12 protein-coding genes are annotated in these 13,491 nt (G+C 69.3%); 7 read left to right on the top strand and 5 right to left on the bottom strand.

From position 1 onward, the window contains the following. The first annotated feature begins 141 nt into the window (after positions 1-141). Positions 142-1,842, top strand: coding sequence for a proline--tRNA ligase (locus tag U3649_RS06465; protein WP_407354054.1), 1,701 nt, complete (start codon positions 142-144; stop codon positions 1,840-1,842). A gap of 158 nt (positions 1,843-2,000) precedes the next feature. Next, complete coding sequence (locus U3649_RS06460; RefSeq protein WP_407354053.1) at positions 2,001-2,372, top strand: H-NS family nucleoid-associated regulatory protein; 372 nt, start codon at positions 2,001-2,003, stop codon at positions 2,370-2,372. Between the two features lie 262 nt (positions 2,373-2,634). Here the strand turns inward: U3649_RS06460 and U3649_RS06455 are convergent, their stop codons facing one another. Beyond that, positions 2,635-3,885, bottom strand: coding sequence for a threonine/serine exporter ThrE family protein (locus tag U3649_RS06455; RefSeq protein ID WP_407354052.1), 1,251 nt, complete (start codon positions 3,883-3,885; stop codon positions 2,635-2,637). A 153-nt stretch (positions 3,886-4,038) separates the two neighbouring features. Between U3649_RS06455 and U3649_RS06450 the strand changes: the two genes are divergently transcribed. The 5 genes from U3649_RS06450 (at position 4,039) to U3649_RS06430 (ending at position 7,945) form a co-directional block, all read left to right on the top strand. After that, positions 4,039-5,154 (top strand): MlaE family lipid ABC transporter permease subunit, encoded by a 1,116-nt coding sequence (locus U3649_RS06450; protein WP_407354051.1) that lies wholly within the window; start codon positions 4,039-4,041, stop codon positions 5,152-5,154. A 73-nt stretch (positions 5,155-5,227) separates the two neighbouring features. Continuing rightward, positions 5,228-6,064: an ABC transporter ATP-binding protein gene (locus tag U3649_RS06445; RefSeq protein WP_407354050.1), complete on the top strand. Its 837-nt coding sequence runs from the start codon at positions 5,228-5,230 to the stop codon at positions 6,062-6,064. Continuing rightward, the gene (locus U3649_RS06440) at positions 6,057-6,194 is read left to right on the top strand and encodes a hypothetical protein (RefSeq protein WP_407354049.1); all 138 of its coding nucleotides are present in this window, start codon (positions 6,057-6,059) and stop codon (positions 6,192-6,194) included. The genes U3649_RS06445 and U3649_RS06440 overlap by 8 nt, the downstream gene beginning before the upstream one ends. A gap of 3 nt (positions 6,195-6,197) precedes the next feature. After that, positions 6,198-7,124 carry an MlaD family protein gene (locus U3649_RS06435; protein WP_407354048.1) on the top strand — a complete coding sequence of 309 codons (927 nt, stop codon included), beginning with the start codon at positions 6,198-6,200 and terminating at the stop codon, positions 7,122-7,124. A 140-nt stretch (positions 7,125-7,264) separates the two neighbouring features. Next, a complete protein-coding gene (locus U3649_RS06430) occupies positions 7,265-7,945 on the top strand; it encodes an ABC-type transport auxiliary lipoprotein family protein (RefSeq protein ID WP_407354047.1) in 681 nt (226 codons plus the stop codon). A 109-nt stretch (positions 7,946-8,054) separates the two neighbouring features. Here the strand turns inward: U3649_RS06430 and U3649_RS06425 are convergent, their stop codons facing one another. The 4 genes from U3649_RS06425 to U3649_RS06410 all read right to left on the bottom strand — a co-directional run bounded on the left by U3649_RS06425 (position 8,055) and on the right by U3649_RS06410 (position 13,426). Continuing rightward, positions 8,055-9,395 carry a sensor histidine kinase gene (locus U3649_RS06425; RefSeq protein WP_407354046.1) on the bottom strand — a complete coding sequence of 447 codons (1,341 nt, stop codon included), beginning with the start codon at positions 9,393-9,395 and terminating at the stop codon, positions 8,055-8,057. Between the two features lie 33 nt (positions 9,396-9,428). Beyond that, positions 9,429-10,112: a response regulator transcription factor gene (locus tag U3649_RS06420; RefSeq protein WP_149196539.1), complete on the bottom strand. Its 684-nt coding sequence runs from the start codon at positions 10,110-10,112 to the stop codon at positions 9,429-9,431. 292 nt (positions 10,113-10,404) lie between these two features. Further along, the gene (rimK, locus tag U3649_RS06415; RefSeq protein WP_407354045.1) at positions 10,405-11,337 is read right to left on the bottom strand and encodes a 30S ribosomal protein S6--L-glutamate ligase; all 933 of its coding nucleotides are present in this window, start codon (positions 11,335-11,337) and stop codon (positions 10,405-10,407) included. A 205-nt stretch (positions 11,338-11,542) separates the two neighbouring features. After that, positions 11,543-13,426 (bottom strand): S8 family peptidase, encoded by a 1,884-nt coding sequence (locus U3649_RS06410; RefSeq protein WP_407354044.1) that lies wholly within the window; start codon positions 13,424-13,426, stop codon positions 11,543-11,545. Positions 13,427-13,491: the final 65 nt, after the last annotated feature.

The raw sequence follows: 13,491 nt of genomic DNA, 5'->3' as shown, positions 1-13,491 counted from the left end.
ACCGCATGCACGGGCGCGAGCCGGATCCAAGTGCGCGTTGCTGGTTTGCCTTGGGAACCGCGGCCTGCCCGGAACAAAAAATCCCCGCACCTGGCCTCGACGCTGGCAGAATCGCGGGTCCGCTTTCGACGAATCCCCGCCATGCGCCTGTCGCAGTTCCATCTCCACACCAGCAAGGAAACGCCCGCCGACGCCGAGATCGCCAGTCACCGGCTGATGCTCCGGGCCGGCATGGTGCGCAAGCTCGCCGCCGGCATCTACACCTGGTCGCCGCTGGGGCTGCGCGTGCTGCGCAAGGTCGAGGCGATCGTGCGCGAGGAAATGAACGCCGCCGGCGCGATCGAACTGCTGATGCCGTCGGTGCAGCCGAAGGAACTGTGGGAGGAAAGCGGGCGCTGGCAGAAATTCGGCGGGCAGCTGCTGAAACTTCGCGACCGCAAGGGCGCCTGGTACTGCGTCGGCCCAACGCACGAGGAAGTGATCACCGACCTGGCCCGCAACGAGCTGGCGAGCTACAAGCAGCTGCCGGTGAATTTCTATCAGATCCAGACCAAGTTCCGCGACGAGATCCGCCCGCGCTTCGGGGTCATGCGCGCTCGCGAGTTCCTGATGAAGGACGCCTATTCCTTCCACCTCACCGACGCCGACCTGGATCGCGAATACCGCAACATGCATGCGGCCTATACCCGCATCTTCACCCGGCTCGGGCTGAAGTTCCGCGCGGTGCAGGCCGATTCCGGCGCGATCGGCGGCGACGCTTCGCAGGAGTTCCACGTGCTGGCCGATTCCGGCGAGGACGCGATCGCGTTCTCCACCGGCTCCGACTACGCCGCCAACGTCGAGGCCGCCGCCGCCGCCGCGCCCGGTCCGCGCGCGGCCGCCGCGGAGGACCTGCGCAAGGTCGACACGCCGACGCAGCGGACCTGCGAGGACGTGGCCGCGCTGCTCGGCATTCCACTGGCGCGGACGGTCAAGTCGATCGCGGTGATGACCGACGACGGCTTCGTGCTGGCGCTGGTGCGCGGCGATCACGCCGTCAACGAGATCAAGCTGGCCAAGGTGCCCGGCCTGTCCGGCTACCGCATGGCGACCGAGGCCGAGATCCTGGCCCACCTGGGCAGCGAGCCGGGTTTCCTGGGACCGGTCGGCATGCGTGGCGCGGTCCGGGTGATCGCCGATCGCGAGGTCGCGGCGCTGGCCGATTTCGTCGTCGGCGCCAACGAGGCCGGCTACCACCTGGCCGGCGTCAACTGGGGCCGCGACCTGCCCGAGCCCGACACCGTGGCCGATATCCGTAACGTGGTCGAGGGCGATCGCGCCGAGGACGGCGGCGAGATCCGCATCGCCCGCGGCATCGAGGTCGGCCATGTATTCCAGCTCGGCCGCAGGTACGCCGAGGCGATGGACTGCACCGTGCTCGACGAAAACGGCAAGGCGGCGGTACCGGCGATGGGCTGCTACGGCATCGGCGTTTCGCGCGTGGTCGCCGCCGCGATCGAGCAGAACCACGACGACGCCGGCATCCTCTGGCCCGAACCGATGGCGCCCTGGCAGGTTGCGGTCTGCGTGATCAATCCCAAGCAGAATCCCTCGGTGATCGAGGCGGCCGAAGCCCTGTATCGCGAACTGCAGGCCTCCGGCATCGAAACCGTGCTCGACGATCGCGGGTTGCGCCCCGGCCCGATGTTCGCGGACATCGAACTGATCGGCATCCCGCACCGCGTGGTGGTCTCCGAACGCGGCCTGTCCGCGGGCACGTACGAATATCGTGCACGCGGCGCCGACGCGTCCGAGAACCTCGATCGCAGTGCCTTGTTCGCGCGCCTGGACGATCGCCGCTGAACCGGTTGCCGGGTTTCTGCGATTGCGCCGGCCCCGGAACGATTGCCGGATTCGACCACACCGATTAACTCTGGATTTGTCAAGGATTTACCGATTCGATTATGATCGCGGGCGCCACGGACCGGCATCCCCCCTTTTTTCGTAATCCGGAGTACTTGATGGCAATCGATCTGAACGACCTGTCGGCCAGGGAACTCGACTCGCTGATCACCCAGGCGAAGCAGCGCAAGACCACCCTGAAGAAGCGCAAGCCGATCGCCGCGGTCCGCAAGAAGCTCGAGGCGCAGGCGCAGGCGGAGGGTTACAGCCTCGCCGAGCTGTTCGGAGGCCGCGCCGCCGGCACCGCCGCCGCGACCCGCAGGACCACCAAGAAGGCGACCAAGGGCCGCAAGCTCGGCAAGGTGCCGCCGAAGTACCGTAATCCGGCCAACAAGGCCGAGACCTGGACCGGCCGCGGCAAGCAGCCGCGCTGGCTGGCCGCCCAGGTGAAGAAAGGCAAGAAGGTCGAGGATTTCCTGATCAAGAAGTGATCGCGAAACCCGCTCCAAAAGCAATGAGAAACGCCGGCGCAAGCCGGCGTTTTTTTGGTTATCGGGACCTGGGGAGATCCATGGCCGTCGGATGGTCGTCCGATGGTTTTCCGCCATGCATCTGAACGGATCCCGGCTAGTCATGGACACCGGCCGTGGCAACGGCGTTTGTCTCGTTGCCTGGCGCGATCCGGCTAGTCATTGGCACCGGCCGCGGCGGCGGCATTTTTCTCGGCGCAACGGAGAAGTCTGCATGGCGCAATCACAGACTCTTCCGCGCCGGCAGCAGCAGATTGCCGAACAGCAAACCGGCGATCAGCGCAAGGATGATGTTGAGCACCGCCAGCATCGCCTGCTGGCCGAGCGCGACGTCCTGCTGCTGGATCAAGGTCATCAGCCCGCGCAGGCTGGCGCTGCCGGGCACCAGCATGATGATGCCGGGGACCCGGATCACCGCGCCCGGACGGTTGGCCCAGCGCGCGTAGCCGTTGCCCGCGGCGGTCAGCACCAGCGCCGACAGGAACAGTCCGATCGAAGACCCCCAGGCGGCGCCGGCGTAGCGCGAGATCAGATAGCCCGCCGCCGCGGCCAGCATCACCATCGGGTAGTCGCGGCGATGGGCGCGGAACAGGATCGCGAAGGCCAGCGACGCCATGCCCAACGCCGCCCACTCCACCCAGTCCGGCTGCGGCCGCAGCGCCCGCACCTGCGGCTCGATCCCGAGCATCTGCGCCAGCGTCAGCGCGATCACGGTACCGACCGTGAGCTTGAGCACCGTCGTTATCGCGCCGGCAAAACGGGCGGTGCCGGACACCAGGTGCTGGCTGGTCAGTTCGGTGACGGCATTGGTCAGCGCCATGCCGGGCAGCATCACGATCAGCGATGCGATCACCACCGTGTTGAGGTTCAGCGGCGCCACGAAACCGGCCACGACGATGGCCACGAAGCCGGCGAGCATGCCCGCCAGGGCGTCGCCCGCCTCCTTCAGCCGCTGTCCGTTGCGGGTGGCCAGGTCGAGCAGGCCGATCAGCAGGCCGATGACCGCCGCCGTCGAGATATCCAGCCACGGCAACCGCCACAGCCCGGCCACGCCGGCGGCGATCATGGCGAACGCGAACACGTGCAGGGTCTTGCCCCGCCAGCCGGGGCGGCGCAGGTCGAGCGCCCGCAGCGCGGCGTGGCCCTCGGCCAGGTCGAGCGTGCCGGCCATCACCTCCTCGGCGATGCGATCGACCTCGCACAGGCTGTAGAGGTCGACCTCGCCGGGCGCCGTCCGGATCACGCGGGTGGTGTCGCTGTCGCCGGGCGGGCGCTGCGGATCGCTGAAGGACAGCACCATGCCGGTCGGATTGACCCAGGGCTCGCAGTCGAGGTCCAGCTGCTGCGCGATGCCGACCACCGTGCTCTCGAGCCGCTGCGCGGTCGTGCCGTAGGCATGCAGATGCTCCGCCAGCTCGACCACGAAGGCGATGCGGGCGGCGTAGCCGTAGGTGCGTGGCGAGGCGCGGGTCATCGCCACAGGATCGCACGCACAGGGCCGCTTCGACAGCGGCCGCGCCGGAGCGCCGCCCCGGCGGCCACGGCCGGGCGATCGCGCCGCTTGACCGCGCGCTGTCGCGATTGCGTACTCTATGGCGGTTCCAGCGCACAGGAATGGCGCCTCCGCATGACCCCGTCCACCGCAGCGCCGCACATCGAAACCGATCCAGGCGACGCCTCACGGCTGCGCCTGGGCGGCCGTTGGACGCTGCGCTTCGCCGGCGAGATCGGCGCTTGCCTGCGCGATGCCCCGGAGAGCGTGCGCGAGATCGACGCGACCGGCGTCGAGCGCATCGATTCGATCGGCGTGCTGCAGCTGATCCGCTTCGCCCGGCGCCGCGAACTGGACTTCGACCGGTTCCGCTTCCATGACAACCACCACGCGCTGGTCGAGGCGATCGAGGACGTGGCCGACGACCGCCCGCCGCGCAAGCGCGAATACGGCTTCGCGGCGGCGCTCGCCCGCCTCGGCTTCGCGGTACAGGACAACTGGAAGGAGGCCATCGCGCTGGTCAGCTTCCTCGGCGAGAACCTGGCCAAGCTGGTGCGCCTGGTGAAGGAGCCGTCGCGCTTCCGGCTCACCTCCACCGTGCACCACATGGAGCAGGTGGGCCTGGATGCCGTGCCGCTGGTGATGCTGCTGTCGTTCCTGGTGGGCGCGGTGATCGCCTTCCTCGGCTCGACCATCCTGGCCGACTTCGGCGCCCAGATCTTCGTGGTCGAGCTGGTCAGCATCGCCTTCCTGCGCGAGTTCGCGGTGCTGCTGACCTCGATCATCCTCGCCGGCCGCACCGCCAGCGCCTTCACGGCGCAGATCGGCGCGATGGTCAGCCGCGAGGAAGTCGACGCCATCCGCACCCTGGGCCTGGACCCGGTGGACCTGCTGGTGCTGCCGCGGATCCTCGCGCTGCTGGTGATGCTGCCGCTGCTGACCTTCCTGGCGATGGTCGCCGGCCTGGCGGGCGGCGTCTCGGTCGGCGCCTTCGGCCTCGACATCCCGCCACAGGCGTACCTGGCGCGGATGCAGGACACGTTCGAGCTGCGGCACATGCTGGTCGGCCTGTCGAAAGCGCCGGTGTTCGCGATGCTGATCGGGCTGATCGGCTGCCTGGAGGGGCTGCAGGTGAAGGGCACCGCGCAATCGGTGGGCGAGCGCACCACCTCGAGCGTGGTGCAGTCGATCGCGCTGGTCATCGTGCTCGACGCGCTGGCGGCGATCTGGTTCATGAACGTGGGTTGGTGAAGGAGCGGTGATTCGTGATTGGTGATTCGTCATTGGCGAAGGCAAAGGCCGCTGGCATGGGGAGGGCCCCGCTTTGACCCATCACCAATCACCAGTCACCAATCACGGCGAGTCCACCGGCTCGCCCATCATCCGCGTGCGCGGCGTCGACAACCGCTTCGGCAAGCAGGTCGTGCACGAGGGGCTGGACCTGGACGTGCGCCGCGGCGAGATCCTCGGCGTGGTCGGCGGCTCCGGCACCGGCAAGTCGGTGCTGATGCGCACCATTCTCGGGCTGCGCAGGCCGAATGCCGGCGAGATCGAGGTGCTGGGCGTGGACGCGCGCAGCGACGATCCGGTGGCGCGCCGCCACGTCGAGCGCAACACCGGCGTCCTGTTCCAGGACGGCGCGCTGTTCTCCTCGCTCACCGTCGGCGAGAACGTTCAGGTGCCGCTGAAGGAGTACTACCCGCAGCTGAGCGATTCGCTGCGGTACGAGCTCGCCCTGCTCAAGGTCAAGCTGGCGGGGCTTCCCGCCGACACCGTCGACAAGCTACCGTCGCAGCTGTCGGGCGGCATGCGCAAGCGCGCCGGCGTGGCCCGCGCGCTGGCGCTGGACCCGCCGTTGATGTTCCTGGACGAGCCCACCGCGGGGCTCGATCCGATCGGCGCGGCCGCCTTCGACCAGCTGATCCGCACCCTGCAGCAGGCCCTCGGACTGACGGTGTTCCTGATCACCCACGACCTCGATACCCTGTACGCCATCTGCGACCGCGTCGCGGTCCTGGCCGACCGCAGGGTGCTGGCCACCGCGCCGCTGGCCGAAATCGAACAACTGGACCATCCATGGGTGCAGGAGTATTTCCACGGCCCGCGCGCCCGCGCAGCGCAGAAGACCGGGAATCTGGAAAGGAGAATCGGGAATGAATGAAATCCCCGCGCCCGGCCTTTTTAGCGCCCGTTGGCGGCCCGGCGTCGGCGCGCAATCGTCGCCTCCGGATAGCGGGAACGGCATTGCCGTTCCCGATTGCCTGTTCCCCATTCCCGATTCCCGGCCCTGACCCATGGAAACCAAAGCCAACTACGTCCTGATCGGCGCCTTCACCATCGCGGTGACGGTATTCGGCCTGCTGTTCGCGCTGTGGGCGGCCAAGTACGCCTCCGACCGCAGCTGGGAAACCTATGCGGTGGTGTTCAACGAGCCGGTCACCGGCCTGTCGGAGGGCAGCAGCGTGCAGTACAACGGCATCGCCGTCGGCACCGTGCAGCAACTGCAACTGGCGCCGGACGATCCGCGCCAGGTGATCGCGCAGCTGCGCCTGGATGCGCAGGCGCCGATCAAGGTCGACACCCGCGCCAGGCTCTCGATCACCAGCCTGACCGGGCCGCCGATCATCCAGCTCACCGGCGGCAGCCCCGACGCGCCGCGCCTGGCCGATCGCAGCGACCGCGAGGTGCCGATCATCCTCACCGAGCCGTCGGCGCTGCAGAACATCGCCGATACCGCCAACCGCCTGGTCGAGCGGCTGGACACGCTGTTCAGCGACGACAACATCGCCAAGATCGACAACACGCTGACCAATATCGAGAACGCCACCGCGGCGCTCGGCGACGGCCGCGAGGACATCACCGAACTGCTGCGTTCGGCGCGCTCGGCCAGCGAGCGGCTGGAGCGCACCCTCGATTCCGCCAACACGGTGATCGGCGAGTTCGATCGCGGCTTCGTGCAGGAACTGCCGCAGCTGGTGGAGAAACTGGACCGCACCCTGGTCCGGCTGGACTCGGCCGCAGACGGCGCCGACGCGATCCTCAACGAGAACCGCGCGGCCATCAACAGCTTCGCCAACGACGGCCTCTCGCAGCTCGGGCCGACGCTGGGCGAACTGCGCGCGCTGGTCCGCGACCTGCGCCGGATCAGCGACCGGCTCGAGAGCAATCCCGCGCGCTACCTGCTCGGCCGCGACGCCCCCAAGGAGTTCGAACCGGAATGACCACCGCCGCGGCGAACCGGCAACACCCACGTAGAGCGGAGCCCGCTCCGCTGCTCCCGTCCCCGGAGACCACGCAGCGGAGCGGGCCCCGCTCGACGACGCAGGTCGCCGCAGGCATCGGCTATCGATCGGAAGACATCATGAAGACAGACAGCGGGCATCGAAAACCCGGAACCGACCGCCGCGGCGGCCGGTCTTTGGCGGTGGTGCTGGCCTGCCTCGCGGCGCTGACAGGCTGCAGCCTGTTGGGCGGCGGCGGCGGCGGCGAGCGCGCCACGATCTACGCGCCGGATGTCCGCATCCAGGCCGACCCGTCCTGGCCCAGCGTGCAGTGGCAGCTCGCCATCGGCGGCGCCTCCGCCTCGCGCGTGGTCGATAGCCCGCGCATCAACGTGCGGCCGACGCCGGCGGAACTGCAGGTCTACGCCGGCGCCTCCTGGGCGCAGCCGTCGACCAACCTGATCGAGGACACGCTGCTGCGCGCATTCGAAGATTCCGGCACGATCGACGCTGTCGCCCGCAGCGATACCGGCATCCGCGCCGACTACAAGCTGGTGCTGGACTTGCGTCGCTTCGAGTCCGACTACGCCGGCGGCGCGGTGCCCCGGGCGACGATCGAGATCGCCGCCAAGCTGCTCCACAACCGCGACCAGCGGGTGGCCGCCTCGCGCACGTTCCTGCAGGCGGCGCCCGCCGCCGGCACGGAGGTCGATGCCGTGGTGGCCGCATTCGAGCAGTCGCTGGCCGCGATCACCCGCGACATCGTCGGCTGGACCCTGGCCAGCGGCGAAGCGGATGCAGCGGCGGCGCAACGACCGTGAAGACCGGACCCGACTACCGGACGCGCTCCCGCATGTCCCCAACCCCGTAGAGCCGAGCTTGCTCGGCTGCGCGGGCTCCGGAGCCGGGAGCAGCGGAGCAAGCTCCGCTCTACGATGGGGGGGTGGTGTCCGTGGCGAACGACAGCGTCGCGATCACGCCCTGCGTCTCGCCAGGCACCACGCGCACGCTCCAGCCGTAGAGATCGCATAACCGACGCACGATCGACAGGCCGATGCCGCCGCCCTGCGAGTGCTCGGCGTGGGTGCCGCGGTAGCCGCGCTCGAACAGCTTCGCCGCGTCCTCGGCGCTCAGGCCGGGACCAGAATCGATCACCTCGACCGCATGCGGCAGCACCCGCACCACCACTTCACCGGCATTGGTGTACTTGACCGCGTTGCCGATCAGGTTGCCCAGCGCCACCGAGACCGCGGCCTCGGGCGCGTCCACCACCAGCCCGGATTCGCCCTGCAGGCGCAGTTCCAGCGGCTTGTTGCGGATCTGGGTGCGGTACGCATCCAGCAACTGCTCGGCCACCTTGGCCACGTCGGTGGCGCCGTGCCCGCGCTCGTTGCGCGAGAGCAGCAGCAGCGCGCTGATCAGGTCGGTGCATTGCTGTTCGGCGCGCTGGATGCGCAGCAGCCGCGCCTCGGTCTTGTCGTCGAGCCCGGGCTTGGCCAGCAGCAGTTCGACCGCGCCCCTGATCACCGCCAGCGGCGTGCGCAACTCGTGGCTGACGTCGGCATTGAACTCGCGATCGCGCTGCACCACCTCGGTCAGCCGCGCGGCGTAGTCGTCCAGCGCGCCGGCGAGTTGGCCAACCTCGTCGTCCGGAAAGTGCGGGGCAAGCAGTTCAGGGGATGCACTATCACCGGATCGACTCAATCGTTTAGCGAGTTCCGAAACTGGGCTCATGACCCGCGATGCGGACCACCATCCCACCATCAAGGAAAGTAGGCTCAGCAACGCAACCAGGAGGATCAGCGCCCCACGCAATCGGTTTTCGCTCTCGCGTTCTTCGGCGATGTCGTACGCCAGAAAGAACCAGTACTCCGGATCTTTGCGCACCGCGAGCTTGTAGACGCGTTTGGGCCCGTCGCTGTCGTCTGTTTCGAGCTCATGGACGCCATCCGGCAGATTCCGCCACTCCGCAGGTACGCGATCGAGGCGATCCACGCTGAACATCCTTCCCTGAATCTTCTCGAATGCCACTCCCACGGCATCCGGATCGCTGTAGAAGCCTTCGGCGTAGAGGTCATTGTTCTTGATCAAGGTATCCGAGATCACCCGGTTCTCGACCCTGTTCTGCACGTAAAAGGTCGCCGCGGCGATGAACGCCGACAGAAATATCCCAAGCAGCAGGAACGAGACAACGATGCGCGTACGCAACCGCCGCCGGTAACGTCTGGCCCGGCGCGTACTTGTCGCTTCGGGCGGCGGATCTGTCGACATGTGCGAGAGCTGGTCCCGTATCCGGGCGGACGACTAGCTGCTGCCCTCGGGCGCGGCGATGCGGTAGCCGATGCCGTGCCGGGTCTGGATCAGGGGCGTGTCGAACGGCTTGTCGATCACCGCACGCAGGCCGTGGATGTGCACCCGCAACGAATCCGAATCCGGCAGTTCCTCGCCCCAGACCCGGGTTTCCAGCTCCTGCCGGGTGACCACCGCCGGCGACGCCTCCATCAGCGACTGCAGGATCTTGAGCGCGGTGGGATTGAGCTGCAGCAGCTTGCCCTGGCGGCGCACTTCCAGGGTGTCGAGGTTGTATTCGAGATCGGCCGTTTCCAGCACCCGCGTCTGCACGCCGCGGCCGCGCCGCGACAACGCGTTGAGCCGCACCTCCACTTCCTGCAGCGCGAACGGCTTGATCAGGTAGTCGTCGGCGCCGGAGTCGAACCCGGAGAGCTTGTTGTCCAGCGAATCGCGCGCGGTCAGCATCAGCACCGGCGTCTGCTTGCGGGCCTCGTTGCGCAGCTTGCGGCAGACCTCCAGCCCGTCCATCCCGGGCAGGTTGAGGTCGAGCACGATCGCGTCGAAGTCGTGGACCACCGCCAGGTGCAGGCCGGTCACGCCGTCGGCGGCGAAGTCGACGGTGTGGCCGCGGTCTTCGAGGTAATCGCCGAGGTTCGCGGCGATGTCCTGGTTGTCTTCGATCACGAGGATGCGCATCGGCGAGGGTTCCGTGTTGGGGGAGGCGGGAGCGGCTGCGTCGTCGTTGGACAGGAGAAACGACGGCCGGTTTCCCGTGATCGACAGATTCTGGCACAAAGCCGATGCGAAGCCGGTCGCGTCCGCACCGTGGATACAAAAGACCCAGGCGAAATCGTCGCCTGGGTCAACGAGTACCGCCCCGATTGCCCGTAATCTGCCGACTGACTGGTTGGACCGGAAACAGGAGGCGAGCAGATTGCGGACTGCGCACGCTACGCCCGGCACGCTTAAACCGCTGTTAAGCCGATTGTTATTTTCGGGTTAACCGGGAGGGCTGCCGCTGTTTCTGCCCGTCGCGACGGGCCTGTTCGCCGGCGGCGGTGGCCGCGAAATCGACGATCTGCCCGGCGATGTCGATGGCTGCGACGGCCTCGATCCCCTCCAGCCCCGGCGAGGCGTTGACCTCGAGCACCAGCGGCCCGCGCCGCGAACGGATCAGGTCCACGCCGGCCACGCCCAGCCCCAGCGCCTGCGCGGCGCGGATCGCCACCGCCTGCTCCTCGCGCGACGGCAGCGCCGCGTGCCCGCTGCCGCCGCGGTGCAGGTTGGAGCGGAAGTCCCCCGGCGGCGCCTCGCGCTGCATCGCCGCGACCACCCGCTCGCCGACCACCAGGCAGCGCAGGTCGCGCCCCTCGGCCTCGGCCACGAACTCCTGCACCAGGAAGTTCGCATACAGCCCGCGCAGCGCCTCGATCACGCCGCGCGACGCCGACGGCTTCTCGGTCAGCATCACCCCGGCGCCCTGGGTGCCCTCGTTGAGCTTGATCACGTGCGGCGGCGGCCCGAGCATCGACAGCAGGTCCGCGGTGTCGTCCGGGTTGTCGCCGAACACCGTCGCCGGCAGGTCGATGCCCTGGGCCGCGAGCAGCTGGTGGCAGCGCAGCTTGTCGCGCGCACGCGCGATCGCCGCGGAGGCATTGGGCGTGTAGGTGCCCATCAGCTCGAACTGGTGCAGCACGGCATTGCCGTAGCGCGTGATCGAAGCGCCGATCCGCGGGATCACCGCGTCGTAGCCGGCGACCGGCCGGCCCTTGTAGTGCATCGAGAATCCGTCAGCGGCGATCCGCATGTAGCAGCGCAGCGGGTCGAGCACCCGCACGCTGTGCCCGCGCGCGCGCGCGGCTTCGACCAGGCGCCGGGTCGAGTACAGCTTGCTGTTGCGCGAGAGGATGGCGAGCTTCATGGCGGGGCGGCGGGAGGCGGGCCGCCGTTATACCGCACCGCCGCGTCGGGATGTGTGCCGAAACGGGATGGCGCCGTTCCTGTCACGGAAAAGCGCGTATGCAGGCTCCGGATGGACACCGTGGCCTGGTGGCCGTGGTGAAAGCGAATAAAAAGAACCGCCCGCCATCGCGCGCCGAGCGCGGCGATGGCGGGCGGCCGGGAAACTAGTGGCGCACGTCCAGCGTCACGCCGTCGAAGCTGCGTGCGCCGACCACCTGGATGTAGTAGGTGCCGGGCTGCGGTCGCATGATCCGGACCGTCTCGGCGCTGGTGCCGGGCCGCCGGCTGCGGAAATCGGCGGTGTCCGGCGTCGGCGGCTCGCCGTACCGGACCTGCAGGTCGGCATCGCCGATCCCGCCGTGCGTGGCCAGGCTCAGCGCCGCCGTTCCCGCCGGGATCTCCAGCGAGAACAGCAGCGCCTCGCCCGCGCGGCCCGCCAGCCCGGCCATGGGCTGCCGGTTGTAGATCGGCATCGGCACGAGCGGCCGGTCGCAGGGCTCGCCCGGATCGCACGGCGGATCCAGCACCGCCGAGACGGCGGCGTGGGCGTCGACGATGCCGGCGCCCATCAGCCGGTCCTGCGGGATCCGGATCGGATAGGGGAACGGCCGCGCCGAGGCGACCAGCAGGTCGCGCAGCTGCGGCGGCGACAGCGGCGTCTGCGCGACGCCTTGCACCAGCGCGGCGACGCCGGCCACGTGCGGCGCCGCCATCGAGGTGCCCATCATGCCGGCATAGCTGGCGCCGCCGGGCGCCGGCCCCTCGGCGCTGTCGTGCCAGGCCTGCCAGATGTAGCTGAACCGGTCGTAGACGATGTCGCCGCCGGGCGCGGACAGGTCCACGCCGGCGCCGACGTTGGTGTAGTAGCTGATGTCGCCCTCGCGGCCGGTCGCGGCCACGGTGACGACGTTGGCGCAGCCGCCGGGCGTGACTTCCGACACGTCCTGGTACCACTCGGAGTTGCCGGCGGCGACCACGACCAGGCTGCCGTTGCCCACCGCCGCGTCGATCGCGGTCTGCATCGGCGAGTCCGCCTCGCAGGCGTACCAGCCCGACAGGCTGAGGTTGATCACCTCGGCCGGATCGGGATTGTCCGGCACGCCCTCGACGCTGCCGCCGGAGGCCCAGACGATCGCGTCGGCGATGTCGGAGTCGTAGCCGAGGCCGCAGCGCCCCAGCACCCGCATCGGCAGCACCTTCGCCTCCGGCGCCACGCCGGCCAGGCCGATGCCGTTGCCGGTCGCCTGCGCCACCGTGCCGGCCACGTGGGTGCCGTGCCAGGAGCTGGGCATGATGCCGCAGACGTCCGGGTCGTCGTTCCAGGTGCCGGGGTCCTGCCCGCCCGGAACGCGCTCGGCGCTGTCGCGCCGCGAGAGCACCGGGTCGGTGATGAAGTCGTAGCCTTCGAGCATGTTGGCGTCGAGGTCGGGATGGGCGGTGACGCCGGTATCGAGCACCGCGACCACCACGCCGTCGCCGGTCGCGCGCTGCCAGGCCCGGGTGGCGTGGACGCCGCCGGCGTAGCCGTGCAGATGCCATTGCAGTTCGACGAAATCCGGGTCGTCCGGCGTCGCCGCCGCGGAATCCCCGGCGGCCGCCAGGCCTGCATGGGTGAGCAGGCGGTCGATCGCGGCGTACTCCACCGCCGGATCGGCAGCCAGCTGTTCGACGAAGCGGCGGGCCTGCACGCGGTCCAGCGGCGCGGAGGTGCGCACGACGGCTGCGCCGCCCGCGGTCCGGCGCAGCAGCGAGGCGTGCAGCGTTCCGGCGCGCCCCGCTACCAGCGGGGCCGCCAGTCCGCTGCGTGCGAGTGCCGCGTCCAGGCTGCCTTGCGCAGCCCGTGGATCCTGCACGGGCGCGGCACCGGCGCGGTAGCGCACGATGAACCGCTGATGGCGCTGGGCGATGCCGGCATCCTGCAGCACGGCCGCCTGCATTCGCGGCAGTGTCGTCCCGCCTTCGGCGGCGGCGGCCGCGTGCGCGGACAGCGCCAGGCCCAGGGCGGCGGCGAGGCATGCGAAGGGAAGACGCTTGGTCGGGTCGGACATCGGAATCGCTCCGGATCTGCGCCGGGGGAACGGGTCCCCGGCAGAGGACTGGGGCGGACCCGCGC

This window comes from Luteimonas sp. R10 (assembly GCF_045689605.1).
Classification (GTDB): domain Bacteria; phylum Pseudomonadota; class Gammaproteobacteria; order Xanthomonadales; family Xanthomonadaceae; genus Luteimonas.
The sequence above is the reverse complement of the archived record's forward strand: the minus strand, read 5'-3'. Positions and strand labels throughout refer to the sequence as shown.